Below are 18,943 nucleotides of genomic sequence, written 5' to 3' on the forward strand. Positions count from 1 at the left end.
CGGATCACAAGACCCGGACGGGGTTATAAATTTGGCATTGAACATAGTGCACGCTGTTGAGTTCTCAAGAATCGGACACATCCCGCCTCCACACCACAAGAGGTGCTTCACAACGGAAGTGATCGAAGATGTTGTACCGAGAGCCGGCCTGATTCAGGCGGGCCGTTCGATTTGTTCGTGTCGCCGAGACCGGGTAGGCTTATCAGAACCGAAGTCCCGATCGCCTCCGTGGCAACTCGACTAACTTAGCACATCCGCAGGCCGTGTCAAGTCGGCGTCTTCGTGATGCTTGGCGTCGGATCCGGAGATCGTCTCGCCGTCATCGTGCGCAGCCTAAGCCGTGCACCGAAGCCGAGGACCTGGGTCCCGCGGAGGCTTTGCATCTTACGCTCGCGATCCGCCGCCATCAAGAGACGAATCTCTAACAGGCTTGAGAGCGAGGGGATGGTCATCGCTTGAGGGGGGCCGGCGGGTCACGATGCTCTGCATCCGACTCTCGCTGTCCGCTCCTTTGGGCTGACGAGGAGTTACATTACGTCGAGGTTTCGCGGCCCTGCAAATCGCTCGTCGCCCGGGCGTGTCGCGATCCGGGCTCCTCTCGGCGCGGACCGGGTCCGCGTCAGGAGACGAAGGCGCCGGCGAAGCTCTTCTTGCCTCGGCGCAGCACCGCGATCCCGTCGATCAGCGGGAGGTCGCCGAGCACGGCGGCGTCGTCCGACACCGCGGTGTTGTTCACCGAGAGACCGCCCTGGCCGATCGCCCGGCGGGCCTCGCCGAGACTCGCGACGAGTCCGGCCTCCACGAAGGCCTGCACCACCGGAGTCGCCGCGGTCGCCTCGACCGTCGTCACCGCCTGGAGTGCTCCCCGCAGGATCCCCGCGTCGATGCCCTCCAGCGACCCACGACCGAAGAGCGCCGAGGAGGCCGCGATCACCGAGGCCGTCACCGCCTCCCCGTGCACGAGAGTGGTGACCTCGCTCGCGAGCGCGCGCTGCGCCTCCCGCTTGAACGGTGCTTCGACGCTCGCCTGCTCGAGCCGCTCGATCTCGGTGCGCGGCAGGTAGGTGAAGGTCTTCAGCCGGGCCGCCACATCGCGGTCGTCGGTGTTGAGCCAGAACTGGTAGAACGCGTACGGGCTGGTGAGCGACGGGTCGAGCCAGACGGCGTTGCCCTCGCTCTTGCCGAACTTCGTCCCGTCGGAGTTCATCACCAGCGGCGTCCCGATGGCGTGCACCGAGACCCCCTCCGTCCGGTGGATCAGATCGGTCCCGCTGGTGAGGTTGCCCCACTGATCGCTGCCACCCGTCTGCAGGACGCAGCCGTACTGGCGGTAGAGCTCGAGGTAGTCCAGCCCCTGCAGGATCTGGTAGCTGAACTCGGTGTAACTGATCCCCGCGTCGGAGTTCAGGCGCGCGCTGACCGCGTCCTTCTTGAGCATCGTGCCCACCCGGAAGTGCTTGCCGATCTCCCGGAGGAAGTCGATCGCCGACAGCGGCGCCGTCCAGTCCAGGTTGTTCACCAGCCGCAGCGGGTTCTCCCCCTCGGTCGAGAGGAACCGCGACACCTGCGCCTGCAGGCGGGACACCCACTCGACCACCGTCTCGCGGGAGTTGAGCGTCCGCTCGGCCGTCGGCCGGGGGTCCCCGATGAGCCCGGTGGATCCGCCGACGAGACCGAGGGGACGGTGCCCGGCGAGCTGGAGCCGGCGGAGCACGATCAGCTGCACCAGGTTGCCCAGGTGCAGGCTCGGCGCGGTCGGGTCGAAGCCGCAGTAGTAGGTGATCGGGTCTCCGGCGAGGAGTTCGCGCAGTGCTGCCGCGTCGGTCGACACGTGGATCGCGCCACGCCAGACGAGCTCGTCCCAGACGTTCTCGAACGAGGGATCGAGCGACGGGGTGGTCGCGGATCCGCGGGAGTCCTGATCGGTCACCCGTCCAGGGTAGCGCGAGGCCGGCGGCTCGCTCGGCGTGGGATCAAGTCCGAGAGCTTGATGTCGTGGCATCAAGCCGTGATACTTGATCGAGGAGGTCATTGTGTTCGTCATCACCGCCGATCAGCGCGACAGTCGTCACGACGACGACCGGGTCGAGCAGGCGATCGCTGCTCTGCTCGACTCGGAGGAGTCGTCCTTCGTGCTCCCTCCCGAGCGCACCGCGGGCGACGAGTTCCAGTTCGTGCTCGACCGCGCCGAGGCCGTCGTGTCCGTGGTCCTCGCGCTCCACCGCTCCGGGCACTGGAGCATCGGCCTCGGCATCGGCGCGATCGAGCGGCCGCTGCCCCGGACCACCCGTGCCGCCCGCGGAGCGGCGTACTTCGCGGCGCGGCGCGCGGTCGAGGCGGCGAAGGGACGGGCGACCCGCTTCTCCCTCGACCCCGATGCCTCCGGCTCCGATCCGTCCGGCCACGGCTCCCCCGACGACGCCTTCCCCTCGGTCGGCGACGCCCAGGCTCTGTTCGATCCGCTGCTCCACCTCCGGGACTCGCGGACCCCGGCCGGCTGGGAGATCGTCGACCTCCTGGACGCGGGGCTCACGCAGAAGGAGGCGGCCGAGCGTCTCGCCGTCACCCCCCAGGCGGTCAGCCTCCGGGTGCGGACCGCGAGCGCGCGCGCCGACGGACCGGCACGGGACGCCCTCGCCCGGCTGCTGACGGTGGTCGACCGTACGCTCGACCCCGACGCGGCGGCGAGCACCGACCCGTCGCAGCGCGGATCGATCGAGACGGACGCAGCTTCCGCTTCCGCTTCCGTTTCCGCTAGCGCTTCCGCTTCCGCTTCCGCTTCCGCTTCCGAGAGGACACCCCGATGACGGCACTCCGCACCGCACTGCCCGAGACCTTCGCCGTCGCCGCGCAGTCCGCCTCCTGGACCGGAGTGCTCCTGGTGCTCCTCGCCGGAGTCGCGGGCGCCGTCCTCGCGGTGCGCCTGCGCCGCCCCTCGCTCGGCTGGATCAGCATCGGCGCCGCGGCCGCCGCCTTCCTGCTGACCGGCGTGGCCGGCGCCTCCGCTCCCCCGGCGCTCGCTCTCGCCGTCGTGGTGCTCGCCTTCGCACTCGCGGTCCTCGGCGGCGGGCCGGTGGTCCTGCTCACCCTCGATCTGGCGACCACCGACTCCCGCAGCGGTGCGCACGGGGGCATCATGATCGCGGCCGCTCAGCGTCCGGGGACCCCCGGGGTCGCTCCGTCGGCGATCGGCCAGCCGATCGAGGTGCTGCGCGGCGGCACCACCATCGGCGTGCTCGAGCGGATCGCCACCGCGGGCGCCCTGCTCAGCGGTCTGCCGGAGGGCGTCGCCGTGATCGTCGCCGTCAAGGGCGTCGGCCGCTTCAGCGAGCTGGCGTCCCCCGAGGCACGCGAGCGCTTCATCATCGGCACGCTCGCCAGCCTCGCCTGGTCCGCGGCGCTCGGGATCCTCGCGCGGCTCTACCTGGCGGGCTGACCGCCGCCGGCGTCCGGGCGACGCCGGGCCACCGCCCGCCGGTAGGGCGAGACCGATGGATCTCCGGGGATCGAGAACCGCCAGGGGAAGGCGGCGTCGCCGCCCTCGCCGGAGACCCCGGTCCGGGCGGACGACTCGATCGGCACCGGCGACTCGCGCGGCAGCAGCTCGAAGGAGAGAGCCATCGGATCGCCCGACTCCGCGAGGGTCACCCCCAGCGCCTTGGCGAGCCGCGCCGGACCGCGGGCGACGTCGCGGGAGCGCACCGGACCCCGGCGCTGCAGGGCCAGCTCCTCCCCCCACGACCACCTCGCCGGCACGCAGCAGCACCGCGGACGCCGTGCCGGCCGGCGAGCAGACCAGGTTGACGCAGGTGTGCATGCCGTAGCTGAAGTACGCGTAGACCGTGCCCGGCTCCCCGAACATCGGCGCATTCCGCGGCGACCGGCGCCGGTGCGCGTGCGAACCCGGGTCCTCGCCGAGTCCGAGGTACGCCTCGACCTCGGTCAGCCGGACGCCGACGACGCCCTCGCCGGTGCGGTGCAGCAGCACCGCTCCGAGCAGATCGGGAGCGACCTCGAGAGCCGAGCGCGACAGGTCGAGCGGCTCCGGCATCCCTAGAAGAAGCTCTGGCCCGAGACCACGGTGACGATGATGACCGCGATGATCACGACACCCGCGACGACGACGAGGGTCCGCTGCTGCCACGGCGGCAGCGGCGGACGGCCGTCGTCGCCGGGCGGGCCCTGGAGGGTCACGACGCGTCCCCGCGGAGGGCGGACCGGACGACGCGTACGCGCTCGGTCAGCTGCGCGAGCTGCTCCGCCACCCGGTCGGGTGCGGTGCCGCCGACCCCGTCGCGGCTGGCGACCGAGCCCTCGATGCTGAGCACCGAGCGGACGTCGGGGGTCAGCAGGGGCGACACCGAGCGCAGCGCCTCGTCGTCGAGGTCCTCGAGACCGAGGCCCCGGGTCTCGGCGAGCTTGACCAGCTCGCCGGTGATCTCGTGCGCGTCGCGGAACGGCACGTGCTTCTTGACCAGCCATTCCGCGACGTCGGTCGCGAGCGAGAAGCCCTGCGGGGCGAGCTCGGCCATCCGCTCGGTGTGGAAGGTCAGCGTGGCGATCATCCCGCTGAACGCGGGGAGGAGCACCTCGAGCGTCGTCACCGAGTCGAAGACCGGCTCCTTGTCCTCCTGCAGGTCGCGGTTGTACGCGAGCGGGAGCGCCTTCAGCGTCGCGAGCAGGCCCGTCAGGTTGCCGAGCAGCCGACCCGCCTTGCCGCGCGCGAGCTCGGCGATGTCGGGGTTCTTCTTCTGCGGCATGATCGACGACCCGGTCGAGTAGCCGTCGTCGAGGGTGACGAAGGCGAACTCGCGCGTGTTCCAGAGGATGATCTCCTCCGCGATCCGCGAGACGTCGATGCCGATCATCGCGCTGACGAAGGCGAACTCGGCGACGAGATCGCGGCTCGCGGTGCCGTCGATCGAGTTGGGCACGCTAGCGGCGAAGCCGAGCTCGCGGGCGACCGCCCCGGCGTCGAGCCCGAGGGTCGAGCCGGCGAGGGCACCGGAGCCGTACGGCGACACGTCGGCGCGGACCGCCCAGTCGCGCAGCCGCTCGAGGTCGCGCAGCAGCGCCCAGGCGTGCGCGAGGAGGTGGTGCGCGAGCAGCACCGGCTGCGCGTGCTGCAGATGCGTGCGGCCCGGCATGATCGCTGCGGGGTGCGCAGAGGCCTGCGCGGCGATCGCGTCGATCAGCTGCACCACCAGCTCGGCGATGACGGCGGCGTGGTCGCGGAGGTACATCCGCACGAACGTCGCGATCTGGTCGTTGCGCGAGCGCCCGGCGCGCAGCTTGCCGCCGAGCTCCGGGCCCGCCTCGAGCATCAGGCCGCGCTCGAGTGCGCCGTGCACGTCCTCGTCGGCGTCGTCCGCGGTGAAGCGGCCCTCGACCACCGCCGAGCGCAGGCGCTCGAGCGCGTCCAGCATCCCGGTCAGCTCGACGTCGTCGAGGTAGCCGGCGGTCGCGAGGGCCCGGGCGTGCGCACGGGAGCCGGCGATGTCGTACTCGGCGAGCTGCCAGTCGAAGTGCGTCGACTTCGAGAGCGCGGCCAGCTCGGGCGACGGGCCGCCGGCGAACCGGCCTCCCCAGAGCGCGCCGGCCTCGCCCGCGCGGGCGGAGGGTCGTTCCGTCATGGTTCTCCTCGGGGTCGGCTGTCGAGTCTACTGAGCGGCGTCGGGCGTGCCGGCGCGCTCGAGGAGCCAGACCAGCAGGGCCTTCTGGGCGTGCAGGCGGTTCTCCGCCTCGTCCCAGATCACGCTCTGCGGGCCGTCGATCACGTCGGCGGTCACCTCGTAGCCGCGGTCGGCCGGGAGGCAGTGCAGGAACAGCGCGTCGGACGCGGCGGCCGCCATCGTGTCCGAGTCGACGCGGTAGTCGCGGAAGGTGGCGACCCGCGCGGCCTTCTCCTCCTCCTTGCCCATCGACACCCAGGTGTCGGTGATCACGATGTCCGAGCAGGCGGCGCCCGCGGCCGGGTCGGTCGTGGTGGTGGCCGAGCCGCCGGTGGTGGCCGCGATGCGCTGGGCGTCCGCGAGCACGGCCGGAGCAGGAGCGTAGTCCGCGGGCGAGACGATCCGGACGTGCATCCCCGCCGTCGCGCCGGCCAGCAGGTAGGAGTGCGCCATGTTGCTCGCGCCGTCGCCGAAGAAGGTCAGCGTGAGGCCGGCGAGGCGGCCGCGGTGCTCGCGGATCGTCAGCAGGTCGGCGAGCAGCTGGCACGGGTGGAACTCGTCCGAGAGCGCGTTGACGACGGGGACGCGGGTGCCCGCCGCCATCTCCTCCAGCCCGGACTGCGCGTAGGTGCGCCAGACGATGGCCGCGACCTGGCGCTCGAGCACGCGCGCGGTGTCGGAGGCGGTCTCCTTGCCGCCGAGCTGGCTGCTCGCCGTCGAGATGATCAGCGGGCTGCCGCCGAGATCGGCGATGCCGACGGCGAAGGACACCCGGGTGCGGGTGGAGGACTTGTCGAAGATGACCGCGACGGTCTGCGGGCCGGCGAGCGGCGTCCGCGAGAAGCGGTCGCGCTTGAGCTCCAGGGCGAGATCGAGGATCTCGGCCTGCTCGGCGGGGGTGATGTCGTCGTCGCGGAGGAAGTGGCGGGTCACGGCTGCGGTTCGCTTTCGATCGGGGAAGGAGGTCGGGTCGTTCAGGCGTCGAGCGCCTGCGCCGCGCGGCCGAAGCGGGCGACGAACTCGTCGACGTCGGCGGCGGTGATGATGAGGGGCGGAGCGATCCGGATGCTGGACTCGTTCGGCGCGTTGACGATGAGTCCCTCCGCCATGGCGGCCGCGGCGAGCCGGGCGGCGACGGGCTCGCTGAGCGCGATGCCGAGCAGGAGACCGGCGCCACGCACGCCCGCGATCAGCGGTGAGCCGAGGCCGAGCACACCCGCGGTCAGCTGCGCCCCGCGCTCCCGGGCGTTCCGGAGCAGGTCGGCGCGCTCGATCTCGCCGATCACCGCGCCGGCGACCGCGGTCGCGAGCGGGTTGCCGCCGAAGGTGCTGCCGTGGTGGCCCTTCTGCAGCAGCTCGGAGGCCGCGCCGAAGGTGACCAGGGCTCCGACGGGGAAGCCGCCGCCGAGTCCCTTGGCGAGGGTGATCGCGTCGGGGAGGATGCCGGCCCGCTGGTAGGCGAACCAGCTGCCGGTGCGGCCGATGCCGGTCTGGATCTCGTCGACGATCAGCAGGGCGCCCCGCTCCCGGGTCAGCTCCCGCGCCCGCTTGAGGAAGCCGTCCGGCAGCGGGATCACGCCCGCCTCACCCTGGATCGGCTCGACGATCAGCGCGGCGACCGACTCGTCGATCGCGGCCTCGAGGGCCTCGACCGTCGCCTCGATGTGCTCCACTCCACCGGGCATCGGCTCGAACGGCGCGCGCATCGCGGCCTTGCCGGTCATCGCGAGAGCGCCCATCGTGCGACCGTGGAAGGCGTTCTGCAGCGCCAGGATCCGATGCCGGCCGCCGGCCGCGTGCAGGCGGGCGAGCTTGAAGGCCGCCTCGTTCGCCTCGGTGCCGGAGTTCGCGAAGTAGACGCGGCCCGCCTCGCCCGCGCCGGTGAGCTCGCGGAGCTTCTCGGCCAGCCGGATCTGCGGAGCGGTGGCGAAGTAGTTGGAGACGTGCGCGAGCGCGCCGGCCTGGCGGCTCACGGCCTCGACGAAGACCGGGTGCGCATGGCCGAGCGAGTTCACCGCGATCCCGCCGAGGAAGTCGAGGTACTCGCGGCCGTCGACGTCCCAGACCCGGCAGCCCTCGCCGCGCTCGAGGACGGCGAGCGGAGCGGCGAAGGTCTGCATCATCGCGGCGGCGTAGCGGTCGCGGGCCTCCGCGGTGCGGGCGGAGACGGATGCGGGATCGGAGGCGGGGACCTCGGGAGCGGGGACGCCGGGAGCGGTATCGGTGGACATGTCGAGCCTTTCGAGCAGAAGCGGACCGGCCGGGAGGGCCGTCGGTGCGCGCACCCCGTCGGGGCGGCGCTCGGAGCCGGGGCCGCTGGTGGTCAGCGGCCCGACGTTCGCTCCCGGTCGCGGGGGTCGGCCGAGGCGACGACCTCGGTGCCGACGCCCTCGGAGGTGAAGACCTCGAGCAGCATCGAGTGCGGGACGCGGCCGTCGATGATCGCGGCCTTCGGCACGCCGCCGCGGACCGCGTCGAGGCAGGCCGTCATCTTGGGGATCATCCCCGACTCGAGCGACGGCAGCAGCGCCGCGAGCTCGTCGGACGCGATGTGCGAGACGAGCGAGTCGCGGTCGGGCCAGTCGGCGTAGAGACCGGGGACGTCGGTGAGGATCACGAGCTTCTCCGCGCCGACGGCGACGGCGAGCGCGGCCGCGGCGGCGTCGGCGTTGACGTTGAGCGACTGCGTCGGGTCGTCGGAGTCGGGCGCGATCGAGGAGACGACCGGGATGCGGCCGGCGTCGAGCTGGGCGAGGACGGCCGCGGGGTCCACGGAGATCACGTCGCCGACCAGGCCGAGGTCGTGCTCGACCCCGTCCAGGACCACGCCGCGCCGGCGGCCGACGAAGAGGCCGGCGTCCTCGCCGGAGATGCCGGCGGCCAGCGGCCCGTACTCGTTGATCCGCCGGACGATGTCGCGGCTGATGCTGCCGGTGAGCACCATCCGCACGACCGCCATCGCCTCGGGGCTGGTCACCCGGTAGCCGCCGCGGAACTCGCTGGCGATGCCGAGGCGGTCGAGCATCGCGGAGATCTGCGGACCGCCGCCGTGCACGACGACGGGGCGGATGCCCGCGTAGTGCAGGTAGACGATGTCCTGCGCGAAGGCGCGCTGGAGCTCCTCCGACACCATGGCGTTGCCGCCGAACTTGATCACCATCGTCCTGCCGTGGAACCGCTGCAGCCAGGGCAGCGACTCGATCAGGGTGCCGGCCTTGACGGCCACGGCATCGCGCAGCGCGAGCGTCTCGGCGTCGGTGGGGTCCCCGGTGCTCACCGGGTTCTCGGAGGCCCTCGGATTCTTGTCGGCCATCAGCTGGAGTACGCCGAGTTCTCGTGGACGTAGTCGTGGGTGAGGTCGTTGGTCCAGATCGTCGCCGTGGCGTCGCCGGCGTGCAGATCGATGTCGACCGAGACCTTGCGCGGGGCGAGGTCGACCAGGTCGCGGCTCGCGTCGGGCTCGCCGGCCCGGCAGACCTGCACGCCGTTCATCGCCACGTCGATGCCGTAGGGGTCGAACTGCGCATCGGTGGTGCCGACCGCGGCCAGCACCCGGCCCCAGTTGGGGTCGTTGCCGAAGATCGCGGCCTTGAAGAGGTTGCTCCGCGAGACCGCGCGGGCGACGACGACGGCCTCGTCCTCGGTCGCGGCGTTCAGCACCCGGATAGCGACGTCGTGCGCGGCGCCCTCGGCGTCGGCCTGGAGCTGGAGTGTGAGATCGCGGCAGACCTCGGTGAGCGCGGCGGTGAAGTCGGCCGCCTCGGGGCGCACCCCGCTCGCGCCGCTCGCCAGCAGCGCCACGGTGTCGTTCGTCGACATGCAGCCGTCCGAGTCGAGGCGGTCGAAGGTGACCCGGGTCGCCGCCCGCAGCGCGGTGTCGAGCTCGGAGGAGTCGAGGACCGCGTCGGTGGTGATCACGACGAGCATCGTCGCGAGCCCGGGTGCGAGCATCCCCGCGCCCTTGGCCATGCCGCCGACGGTCCAGCCCTGCTCGGAGCGGACGGTCGCCTGCTTGGGCACGGTGTCGGTCGTCATGATCGCGCGGGCCGCGTCCTCGCCCGCCTCCGGGCCGGTCGCGCCCGGGAGAGCCGCCGAGGCCTCGGTCACCCCGGCCGTCAGCTTGCCGAGGTCGAGCTGATCGCCGATGAGACCGGTGGAGCAGACGAGCACGTCGCCGGCCGAGACGCCCAGGCTCCCGCCGACGGCCTCGGCCGTCGCGTGGGTGACCTGGAAGCCCGCGGCGCCGGTGTAGCAGTTGGCGCCGCCGGAGTTGAGGACGATCGCCGAGACGACGCCGTCGCGCATGACCTGCTCGCTCCAGAGCACCGGGTTCGCCTTGCAGCGGTTGCTGGTGAAGACCGTCGCGGCGTTCTGCAGCGGGCCGAGGTTGTGCACGAGGGCGAGGTCGCGGGCGCCGGTCGACTTGAGACCGGCGACGACGCCGGCCGCGGCGAATCCTGCTGCGGCGGTGATGCTCACGGCGCGACTCCGTTCGTGCTCAGGCCGAGGGTCTCCGGGAGACCGAGGGCGATGTTGGTCGACTGGATCGCGGCACCGGCGGTGCCCTTGACCAGGTTGTCGAGCGCGGTGACCACCACGACGCGGCGGGCGCGCTCGTCCACGGCGACCCCGATCAGCGCCGTGTTCGCGCCGACGGTGTCCGCCGTGCGCGGGAAGGTCCCCTCCGGCAGCAGCTGCACGAAGGGCTCGTCGGCGTAGGCCGACTCCCACGCAGCCCGCACATCCTGCGCGGACACTCCCGGCGCGAGCCGAGCGGTCGAGGTCGCGAGGATGCCGCGCGACATCGGCACCAGGATCGGGGTGAACGAGATCGAGACCGGACCGGCACCGGCGAGCGCGAGGTTCTGCCGGATCTCCGGGTTGTGCCGGTGCCCGCCGCCGATGCCGTACGCGTGCGCCGAGCCGAGCAGCTCGCTCGCGAGCAGATCGGTCCGCAGGCTCTTGCCCGCCCCGGACGGGCCGACGGCGAGGACCGAGACCAGGTCGGCGGCCTCGATCACGCCGGCGTGCAGCCCCGGCGCGAGGCCGAGCGTGATCGCGGTGACGTTGCAGCCGGGCACCGCGATGCGGCGGACCCCCGCCAGCACGTCGCGCTGCCGGCCGGTGCCGGGCAGCATCAGCTCGGGCAGGCCGTAGGGCCAGGCGCCCGCGAACTCGCCACCGTAGTAGTCGGCCCAGTCCTGCTCGGCCGTCAGCCGGTGGTCGGCGCCGCAGTCGACGACGAGCACGTCGTCGGGGAGCGTCGCCGTGATCTCGCCGGACCTGCCGTGCGGCAGCGCGAGGAAGACGACGTCGTGGCCCGCCAGGTTCTCGGTCGTCGTGTCGACGAGCTCGAGGTGGCGCAGCGAGCGCAGGTGCGGCTGCACCGCGGCGAGGGGCTGGCCGGCGTTCGAGTGCGCCGTGACCGTGCGCACCTCGAACTCGGGGTGATCGGCGAGCAGGCGGAGCAGCTCGCCGCCCGCGTACCCGCTCGCTCCGGCCACCGCCACGGAAAAAGTCATGCCCGAGAGCCTAGTCGCTGGCGGGACCCGCCCTGGCCCGGTGGCCGCGGGCGGCCGCCGACCGGAGCCGGCGGCCGCCCGCTCACTCGCGCGGGGTCGCGCCGAAGCGCTCGGCGGCGAGCGCGGTGCCGCTCTCCTTCGCCGCGCTGGCCTCGGCGGCGGTGAGCGTCCGGTCGGCGGCACGGAAGCGCAGCGCGAAGGTCAGCGACTTCGAGCCCTCGGGGACGCCCGCACCGCGGTAGTCGTCGACCAGGCGGATCGCCTCGAGCAGCTCGCCGGCGCCCTCGGCGACGGCGGCCTGCAGGTCGGCGGCCGGCACGGCGACGGGCACGACCAGCGAGAGGTCCTGCGTCGCGGCGGGCAGCGCCCCGACCGGGCGCGCCACCACGAGGCGGCCGGCGCGGGCGATCAGCGGATCGAGGTCGAGCTCGACCACCGCCACGCGGTGCGGCAGGTCGAGGTCGTCGGCGAGCGACGGGAGCAGCTCGCCGGCGTGGCCGACCACGGCGCCGTCCAGCAGCACCTCGGCCGTGCGGCCCGGGTGCAGGGCGGCGTGCGAGCCCTGGCGGATCTCCAGCTGCACGCCTGAGGCGGCCGCGACGTCGCGCACGACGTCGAGCGCGTCGCGCCAGTCGAAGTCGCGCGCGGCCACTCCCGGCTGACGCTCGAGCGCCGAGCCCGTCAGCAGCGCGGCCACGTGCAGCGGCTGCCGCGGGATCCCCGCGTTCAGCGCCGCCTCGATCTCCGCGGACGGACGCGCGCCGGCGAGGGGCAGCCCCTCGGAGCCGAACGGAGCGCCGCTCTGCGGCAGGAAGACCGAGCCCATCTCGTAGACGGCCAGGTCGACGAGACCGCGCGAGCGGTTGCGGGCCGCGACCTGCACGAGTCCGGGGAGGAGGGAGAGCCGCAGCTGTCCCGCCGTCGCGTCCAGCGGGTTCGCCAGCGAGACCTGCTGCACCGGCTCGCCGTCGACGGAGCCGAAGCGGTCGTTCATCGATCGGGAGAGGAACGGGTAGGACAGCACCTCGGTGAGCCCGGCGGCCGCCAGCGACTGCGCGACCGTGCGGCGCAGGCGCTGACCGGGCGTGAGGCCGTGACCGGGAGGCGCGACGGGGAGGATCGACGGGATGCGGTCGTAGCCGGTGATCCGGGCGACCTCCTCCGCGAGGGTCGAGCGGTCGGTCAGGTCGGGCCGCCAGCTCGGCGGGGTGACGAGCAGGCCCGCTCCCCCGGCCTCGACGCTCGCGCCGATCTCGACGAGGGCGCCGCGGATCTCCTCGGGCGTGTACTCGAGGCCGATCAGGCCGGAGATGTAGCCGTCGGGGAGCTCGATCGCCGACGCCGTGTCGGAATCGGCGAGCACCGAGCCGAGCTCGTCGGCGGTGCCGCCCGCGAGCTCGACCAGCAGCTGCACCGCGCGCGCGGCGGCGACCGGCGCGACCAGCGGGTCGACGCCGCGCTCGAAGCGTCGCGAGGCCTCGCTCGGCAGCTTGTGCCGGCGGGCCGTGCGGGCGATCGAGACCGGATCGAAGTTCGCGGCCTCGATCAGGACGTCGGCGGTCGTGTCCGTGATCTCGGTGCGGGCACCGCCCATCACGCCGGCGAGCCCGATCGGCCCGCCGTCGTCGGTGATCAGCAGGTCCTCGTGGTGCAGGCGGCGGGTCTGGCCGTCGAGCGTCTCGAGCGTCTCGCCGGCGCGAGCGCGGCGGACGACGATGCCGCCCTCCAGGCGCTCGAGGTCGTAGCCGTGCAGCGGCTGCCCGAGCTCGAACATGACGTAGTTGGTGATGTCGACGACCAGCGAGATCGAGCGCACGCCGGCCAGGCGCAGGCGCGCGATCATCCACGGCGGGGTCGGCAGCGACGGGTCGATGCCGCGCACCACGCGGGTCACGAAGACGGACGAGCCGACGCGACCGCGGATCGGCGCCTCGTCCTCGACCGCGACGGGGAAGACGGGGGCGGAGTCGAGCCGCTCGGGCGCGGTGATCGCCAGCGCGGGGTCGCGGAAGTCGGCGCCGGTCGCGTGGGCGTACTCGCGGGCGATGCCTCGGATCGAGAAGGCGTAGCCGCGGTCCGGGGTCACGTTGACCTCGACGGCGGCGTCGTCCAGCCCGAGCAGCGCGATCGCGTCGGTGCCGACCTCGGGGTCGATGCCGAGGCTCGCCAGCCGGAGGATGCCCTCGTGGTCGTCGCCGAGGCCGAGCTCGCGGGTGGACGCGATCATCCCGTCGGACACGTGACCGTAGGTCTTCCGCGCCGAGATCGGGAACGGGCCGGGCAGCACGGCGCCGGGCAGCGAGACCACGACCTTGTCACCGGCGGCGAAGTTGTGCGCGCCGCAGACGATGCCGCGGACGTCGTCGCCGCCGTCGGCCGCGCGCTCCCCCTCGGGCGCGACGCGGACGGTGCACCAGTTGATGGTCTTGCCGTTCTTCTGCGGCTCGGGCACGAGGTCGAGGACCTCGCCCACCACGACGGGGCCGGAGACCTCGAAGCGGTGGACGTCCTCCTCCTCCAGGCCGACCGACACCAGGGCCGCGTGCACGGCCTCGGTCGTGACGCCCTGCTCGAGGTCGACGTACTCGCCCAGCCAGCTCAGCGGGATGCGCATCAGATCACCATCCCGTACTGCTTGCTGAAGCGGACGTCGCCCTCGACCATGTCGCGCATGTCCTTCACGTCGTTGCGGAACATCAGGGTCCGCTCGATCCCCATCCCGAAGGCGAAGCCGGAGTACTCGTCCGGGTCGATGCCGACCGAGCGCAGGACGTTCGGGTTCACCATCCCGCAGCCGCCCCACTCGATCCAGCGGGCACCGCCGACGAAGGTGGGGTGCCAGATGTCGAGCTCGGCGCTCGGCTCGGTGAAGGGGAAGTAGTTGGGGCGCAGGCGGATCTTCGCCTCGTCGCCGAACAGGAGGCGGGCGACGTGCTCGAGGGTGCCGCGCAGGTGCGCCATCGTCAGGCCGCGGTCGACGGCGAGGCCCTCGAACTGCGTGAAGACGGGGGTGTGCGTGGCGTCGAGCTCGTCGGTGCGGTAGACGCGGCCGGGCGCGATCACGTAGATCGGCGGGGTGCGCTCGAGCATCGAGCGGATCTGCACCGGCGAGGTGTGAGTGCGCAGGACGAGGTGCGACTCGACCGGGTCGACGAAGAAGGTGTCCTGCATCGCGCGGGCCGGGTGGTCCTCGTCGAAGTTCAGCGCGTCGAAGTTGAACCACTCGTTCTCGAGCTCCGGCCCCTCCGCGATCTCCCAGCCCATGCCGACGAAGACGTCGGCGATCGACTCCTGGAGGAGCGAGAGCGGGTGGCGGGCGCCCTGGCGCACGAAGCTCGCGCCGGCGGTGACGTCGACGCGCTCGGCATCGAGTGCCGCGGCCTGCTCGGCCTCGACCAGCTCCGCCTCGCGCTCGGCGTACGCGTCGCCGACCTGCTTGCGGGCGCCGCCCACGAGCTTGCCGGACGCCGCCTTGAACTCCGGCGGCACGGAGCGCATCAGCGCGTTCAGTCGGGCGAGGGCCGAGCCCTCGCCGAGGTGGGCGGTGCGAGCCGCCTTCAGTGCGGCGGAATCGGCGGCCGCGCGGATCGCGGTGAGCGCCTCCGCGGTCGCCGCCGAGACGGCCTCGTCGGTGATCGGGTTGCTGTCAGACACGATCCCCCAGTGTAGGGATGCCCCGCGCGGCCCGCTCGCCGCGGCGGGCGGACGCGATGGCCGATCGCCGATCCGGCCGAGTCATGCTGATCGAGTAGCCGGCGCAGCCGGCGTATCGAGCGGGGAAGCCGCTTCGCCTTCCGGTGGTGAGGGAAAGGACGCAACTGCGCCGCGTCATGTTGGTCGAGTAGCCCCGCAGGGGCGTATCGAGACCCGCCGTTGCCAGCATGGGGGGGTCTGCAGACTCGTCTTTTGACGATGGTGGATCTCGATACGCCCGCTCCGCGGGCTACTCGATCAGCATGGCTTTACCCATGCGGACTAAGTGATCTTTCCTCGGAGATCCTCGACAAGGACGGGCGGCCACCAGTCCTCCTCGCGCAGCGGTGGGTCTCGATACGCCCCTCCGGGGCTACTCGACCAGCATGTGCATGGATATCGAATGGGAATCCTGCAGATCGCCGACCGCCCTCGAGGCGAACGCGTGAATCGCGTGCCAGCGATTCGCGCTAGGCGCTCGCAGGACGCTCTCGGGGACACGACCGCCTCGGTGGCCGACCGCGGTGGGGATCGCCGCAGGCGATCCCCACCATCGGGTTCAGTCCTGGGCGGCGATCAGTGCCGTGTCGGTCGTCGCGCGGACCGCCGGGTGGCCGGTGCCCTTGCGGCCGCCGGTCTTGGTGCGGATCTCGACCCACTTGGCGATGCCGGAGAGGATCAGGCAGATGCCGATGTAGATCGCGCCGACGACGATGGCGGCGGGGATGATCGGGCTGTCCAGGCTCGGCTGGTTGCCGAGGTAGCGGGCGTAGTAGAGCAGCTCGTTGTAGGTGATGATCGAGCCGAGCGCCGTGTCCTTGAGGGCGACGACGAGCTGGGCGATGATCACGGGCAGCATCGACCGGATCGCCTGCGGGAAGAGGATGAGCCGCATGACGCCCGCCTTGCGCAGGCCGATCGCGTAGCCCGCCTCCTTCTGGCCGCGCGGGAGGGCCTCGATGCCGGCGCGGAAGATCTCGGAGAAGACGGAGCCGTTGTAGAGCGTGAGCGCGATGACCACGGCGAGGTACGGCGTGAGCTTGAGCCCGACGAACGGGAGCCCGTAGTACATCAGCATCATCAGGATGAGGACCGGGATGGCGCGGAACAGCTCGATGAAGAGCGTGACCGGGATGTTGATCCAGCGGCGGTCGGAGAGGCGGCCGATCGCCAGCAGCAGGCCGAGCACGATGCTCGCGACGCCGGCGGTGGCGAAGGCGGCGAGCGTCTGCCCGAGAGCGGCGCCGATGCTCTGCCAGACCAGCGGGTAGCCGAACGCCCGCCACTTGGCCGGCGAGAACTGGCCGGACTCGGCGAAGCGCCAGAGCACGAAGGCCAGCAGCGCCACGAGGACGAGGACGACGACGGCGCCGATGACGCGGTTGCGGGCGACCGCGCGGGGTCCGGGGTTGTCGAAGAGGACGGAGCTCATCGGGCGACCCTCCACTTCTTCTCGAGCTGACGTTGGAGGAGGGAGAGCGCGGTGACGAGGACCACGAAGACCAGGGCGACCCAGAGCACGACGATGAGGCTGTTCTCGCCGCGCTCGTTGAGCACGCGGACGATCGTGCCCGCCTCGGCGACCGAGAAGCCGGCGGCGACCGTGGTGTTCTTGAGGAGGGCGATCAGCACGCTCATCAGCGGCGGGATGACCGAGCGGAACGCCTGCGGCAGCACCACCTGGGTCATCGTGAGCCCGAAGTCGAGGCCGATCGCTCGAGCCGCCTCGGCCTGGCCGATCGGCACCGTGTTGATCCCGGAGCGGAGCACCTCGGCGACGTAGGTCGCGGTGTAGATGCTCAGGGCGGCGATCGCGAGGTTCGTGTACTCGACGTCCGGCAGGTCGAGCTTGGGGTAGCCGAAGGCGAAGAAGAACATCAGCAGCGTCAGCGGCGTGTTCCGGATGGTGTTGACGTAGACGGTGCCGACCGCTCGCGCGATCGGGACGGGCGAGACGCGCATCGCTCCGACCACGGTGCCGAGGAGGAGGGCGAAGACGAGCGACACGACGAACAGCAGCAGGGTGTTGCCGAACGCGGGGACGAACACGTCGAGGTTGTTCAGGAGAACATCCATGCTGCGTGCCCTTTCATCGGGGAGGTGGAAGCGGTCGCCGGTGCGGCGCGGGGCAGAGGAGGTCCCGGGGCGAGGCGCGACGCGCCGCCCCGGGACTCCTCAGGGGTGTCGGCCTAGTACGCGTCGACCGCGGGCTGCTCGACCGTGGTGCCGGACTGGCCGAGGGTCTCGTCGTAGATCGCGCTCCAGGTGTCACCGCCGTCGGTCAGCATCTCGTTGATGAAGCCGCGCAGTGCGGTGTCGTCCTTCGCGAGGCCGATGCCGTAGAGCTCGGTGCTGAAGGGCTCACCGACGACCTTCAGGTCGTCCGGGCGCTGGGCGGCGTAGCCGATCAGGATCGCGCCGTCGGTGGTGACCGCGTCGACCTGGCCGTCGGCCAGGGCGTCGACGCACTGCGAGTAGGTGTCGAACTCCTCGGTCGGGACCTCGGGGTAGTTGGTGCGGATGTTCTGGATCGGGGTGGAGCCGGTCGCGGAGCACACGGTGGTGTCGGCCGAGAGGTCGTCCGGACCCGTGATGGTGTCGTTGTCCGCGGCGACCAGCAGCTGCTGCCCGGTCTCGAAGTACGGCCCGGCGAAGCCGACCTGCTCCTTGCGCTTGTCGGTGATCGAGTAGGTGCCGACGTAGTAGTCGATGTCGCCGTTCACGATCGACGCCTCGCGGTTGGCCGAGGGGATCGGCTGGTACTCGATCTTGTCCTCGGAGAAGCCGAGGGAGGCGGCGATCCACTTCGCGATCTCGATGTCGAAGCCGGAGCGCGTGCCGGTCGCGGCGTCGAGGTAGCCCAGACCGGGCTGGTCCTCCTTGACGCCGATGGTGACCGTGCCGTCCTCCGTCATGGCGTCGAAGGTCGGGCTGCCCTCGAGGGTGACGTCGGTGGCGACCTCGTAGGCCGCTCCGCTCCCCTCGGAGCCGGAGTCGGAGCCGGCGCCGGTCCCGGAGTCACCGGCGCAGCCGGCGAGGGTGAGGGCCGCTGCGGCGAGTCCCGCGGTCATGAACATGAGCTTGGTGCGCATGATCGTCCTTCCTGGGGTGTGGCCCGCTGGAGCGGGCGATGTCCGGTCGCTCCCGGGGGTTCGGGGGGCGACCTGTCGAACGGCGGCCGAGGCGGAGTCCGTCCGCGGCGCCGGCGACCTAGTGGGTGATCAGCTTCGAGAGGAAGTCCTTGGCGCGGTCGGTCCGGGGAGCGGTGAAGAACGACTCGGGGTCGGTGTCCTCGAGGATCTCGCCGTCGGACATGAAGACGACCCGGTGCGCGGCCTTCCGGGCGAAGCCCATCTCGTGGGTGACGACGATCATCGTCATGCCCTCTTCGGCGAGGCCGACCATGACGTCGAGGACCTCGTTGATCATCTCGGGGTCGAGCGCCGAGGTCGGCTCGTCGAAGAGCATCACCTTCGGCTTCATCGCGAGGGCGCGGGCGATGGCCACGCGCTGCTGCTGACCGCCGGAGAGCTGGGCGGGCGTCTTGCCCGCCTGATGGCCGACGCCGACGCGGTCGAGCAGCGCCTGCGCCTCCGCCTCGGCCGCCTTCCGCGAGAGCTTGCGGACCTTGATCGGCCCGAGCGTGACGTTCTCGAGGATCGTCTTGTGCGCGAAGAGGTTGAAGGACTGGAAGACCATGCCGACGTCGGCGCGCAGGGCGGCGAGCCCCTTGCCCTCCTCCGGCAGCGTCTGACCGTCGATCGAGATCGTGCCGCCGGAGATGGTCTCCAGCCGATTGATCGTGCGGCAGAGCGTGGACTTGCCCGACCCGGAGGGACCGAGGACCACGACCACCTCGCCGCGGTTGATCGTCAGATCGATGTCCTTCAGCGCCTGGAACTCGCCGTAGTGCTTCTGGACCCCGTCGAGGACGACGAGGGGCTCGCGGGCGGCAGCGGACGATCGCCCGGCCTGGGAGGGTGCTTCCATTCCGTCAGAGAATCACACGGGCATGGGTGGGTCAAATCATGAGCGGATTCTTAACCAGAGCGCAAC

At 71.8% G+C, this 18,943-nt stretch carries 16 protein-coding genes and 1 pseudogene; 2 read left to right on the forward strand and 15 right to left on the reverse strand.

What is annotated here, in order from left to right:
* Positions 1-619 precede the first annotated feature (619 nt).
* Positions 620-1,930, reverse strand: a complete 1,311-nt coding sequence (gene tyrS / locus EDF17_RS19150; protein ID WP_243732980.1) for a tyrosine--tRNA ligase — start codon at positions 1,928-1,930, stop codon at positions 620-622.
* A gap of 103 nt (positions 1,931-2,033) precedes the next feature.
* Here tyrS and EDF17_RS20060 point away from each other — a divergent pair, with 103 nt between their 5' ends.
* Both EDF17_RS20060 and EDF17_RS19160 read left to right on the forward strand, forming a co-directional pair.
* Positions 2,034-2,807, forward strand: a complete 774-nt coding sequence (locus tag EDF17_RS20060; protein WP_166649754.1) for a DNA-binding protein — start codon at positions 2,034-2,036, stop codon at positions 2,805-2,807.
* On the forward strand, positions 2,804-3,436 hold the full coding sequence (locus tag EDF17_RS19160; protein ID WP_123444506.1) for a hypothetical protein: 633 nt from the start codon (positions 2,804-2,806) through the stop codon (positions 3,434-3,436). Before EDF17_RS20060 ends, EDF17_RS19160 begins: the two co-directional genes overlap by 4 nt.
* Here the strand turns inward: EDF17_RS19160 and EDF17_RS19165 are convergent.
* The 14 genes and pseudogenes from EDF17_RS19165 to EDF17_RS19225 form a co-directional block, all read right to left on the reverse strand.
* Positions 3,421-4,051: pseudogene (locus EDF17_RS19165) on the reverse strand (DNA-3-methyladenine glycosylase). The gene EDF17_RS19160 and the pseudogene EDF17_RS19165 sit on opposite strands and share 16 nt — an antisense overlap.
* A 2-nt stretch (positions 4,052-4,053) precedes the next feature.
* Positions 4,054-4,194, reverse strand: a complete 141-nt coding sequence (locus EDF17_RS20065; protein WP_159422422.1) for a hypothetical protein — start codon at positions 4,192-4,194, stop codon at positions 4,054-4,056.
* A complete protein-coding gene (gene argH, locus EDF17_RS19170; protein WP_123444507.1) occupies positions 4,191-5,633 on the reverse strand; it encodes an argininosuccinate lyase in 1,443 nt (480 codons plus the stop codon). The genes EDF17_RS20065 and argH overlap by 4 nt, the downstream gene beginning before the upstream one ends.
* A gap of 27 nt (positions 5,634-5,660) precedes the next feature.
* Positions 5,661-6,605, reverse strand: coding sequence for an ornithine carbamoyltransferase (argF, locus tag EDF17_RS19175; protein WP_123444508.1), 945 nt, complete (start codon positions 6,603-6,605; stop codon positions 5,661-5,663).
* Between the two features lie 41 nt (positions 6,606-6,646).
* The gene (locus EDF17_RS19180) at positions 6,647-7,903 is read right to left on the reverse strand and encodes an acetylornithine transaminase (protein WP_123444509.1); all 1,257 of its coding nucleotides are present in this window, start codon (positions 7,901-7,903) and stop codon (positions 6,647-6,649) included.
* 92 nt (positions 7,904-7,995) lie between these two features.
* Complete coding sequence (gene argB / locus EDF17_RS19185) at positions 7,996-8,985, reverse strand: acetylglutamate kinase (RefSeq protein WP_123444510.1); 990 nt, start codon at positions 8,983-8,985, stop codon at positions 7,996-7,998.
* On the reverse strand, positions 8,985-10,151 hold the full coding sequence (argJ, locus tag EDF17_RS19190) for a bifunctional glutamate N-acetyltransferase/amino-acid acetyltransferase ArgJ (protein WP_123444511.1): 1,167 nt from the start codon (positions 10,149-10,151) through the stop codon (positions 8,985-8,987). The genes argB and argJ overlap by 1 nt, the downstream gene beginning before the upstream one ends.
* Positions 10,148-11,194 carry an N-acetyl-gamma-glutamyl-phosphate reductase gene (gene argC / locus EDF17_RS19195; RefSeq protein WP_123444512.1) on the reverse strand — a complete coding sequence of 349 codons (1,047 nt, stop codon included), beginning with the start codon at positions 11,192-11,194 and terminating at the stop codon, positions 10,148-10,150. The genes argJ and argC overlap by 4 nt, the downstream gene beginning before the upstream one ends.
* Positions 11,195-11,276: 82 nt before the next feature.
* On the reverse strand, positions 11,277-13,808 hold the full coding sequence (gene pheT / locus EDF17_RS19200) for a phenylalanine--tRNA ligase subunit beta (protein ID WP_123444513.1): 2,532 nt from the start codon (positions 13,806-13,808) through the stop codon (positions 11,277-11,279).
* The gene (pheS, locus tag EDF17_RS19205) at positions 13,808-14,848 is read right to left on the reverse strand and encodes a phenylalanine--tRNA ligase subunit alpha (RefSeq protein ID WP_123444514.1); all 1,041 of its coding nucleotides are present in this window, start codon (positions 14,846-14,848) and stop codon (positions 13,808-13,810) included. The genes pheT and pheS overlap by 1 nt, the downstream gene beginning before the upstream one ends.
* 598 nt (positions 14,849-15,446) lie before the next feature.
* Positions 15,447-16,319 (reverse strand): amino acid ABC transporter permease, encoded by an 873-nt coding sequence (locus EDF17_RS19210; protein WP_123444545.1) that lies wholly within the window; start codon positions 16,317-16,319, stop codon positions 15,447-15,449.
* A complete protein-coding gene (locus tag EDF17_RS19215; RefSeq protein WP_123444515.1) occupies positions 16,316-16,963 on the reverse strand; it encodes an amino acid ABC transporter permease in 648 nt (215 codons plus the stop codon). The genes EDF17_RS19210 and EDF17_RS19215 overlap by 4 nt, the downstream gene beginning before the upstream one ends.
* 113 nt (positions 16,964-17,076) lie before the next feature.
* Entirely contained in the window at positions 17,077-17,979 is a 903-nt protein-coding gene (locus EDF17_RS19220) for a glutamate ABC transporter substrate-binding protein (RefSeq protein ID WP_123444516.1), read from the reverse strand.
* 118 nt (positions 17,980-18,097) lie between these two features.
* A complete protein-coding gene (locus EDF17_RS19225; protein ID WP_123444517.1) occupies positions 18,098-18,877 on the reverse strand; it encodes an amino acid ABC transporter ATP-binding protein in 780 nt (259 codons plus the stop codon).
* Positions 18,878-18,943: the final 66 nt, after the last annotated feature.

This window comes from Rathayibacter sp. PhB1 (genome assembly GCF_004362935.1).
GTDB classification, from domain to species: Bacteria; Actinomycetota; Actinomycetes; order Actinomycetales; family Microbacteriaceae; genus Rathayibacter; species Rathayibacter festucae.

Bases quoted from the DNA above. Each gene is read 5' to 3' on its own strand.
- EDF17_RS19160 (WP_123444506.1), top strand. From the start codon at position 2,804: ATGACGGCACTCCGCACCGCACTGCCCGAGACCTTCGCCGTCGCCGCG.
- argH (WP_123444507.1), bottom strand. From the start codon at position 5,633: ATGACGGAACGACCCTCCGCCCGCGCGGGCGAGGCCGGCGCGCTCTGG.
- EDF17_RS19180 (WP_123444509.1), bottom strand. From the start codon at position 7,903: ATGTCCACCGATACCGCTCCCGGCGTCCCCGCTCCCGAGGTCCCCGCC.
- argB (WP_123444510.1), bottom strand. From the start codon at position 8,985: ATGGCCGACAAGAATCCGAGGGCCTCCGAGAACCCGGTGAGCACCGGG.
- argC (WP_123444512.1), bottom strand. From the start codon at position 11,194: ATGACTTTTTCCGTGGCGGTGGCCGGAGCGAGCGGGTACGCGGGCGGC.
- pheT (WP_123444513.1), bottom strand. From the start codon at position 13,808: ATGCGCATCCCGCTGAGCTGGCTGGGCGAGTACGTCGACCTCGAGCAG.
- EDF17_RS19210 (WP_123444545.1), bottom strand. From the start codon at position 16,319: ATGAGCTCCGTCCTCTTCGACAACCCCGGACCCCGCGCGGTCGCCCGC.
- EDF17_RS19215 (WP_123444515.1), bottom strand. From the start codon at position 16,963: ATGGATGTTCTCCTGAACAACCTCGACGTGTTCGTCCCCGCGTTCGGC.
- EDF17_RS19220 (WP_123444516.1), bottom strand. From the start codon at position 17,979: ATGCGCACCAAGCTCATGTTCATGACCGCGGGACTCGCCGCAGCGGCC.
- EDF17_RS19225 (WP_123444517.1), bottom strand. From the start codon at position 18,877: ATGGAAGCACCCTCCCAGGCCGGGCGATCGTCCGCTGCCGCCCGCGAG.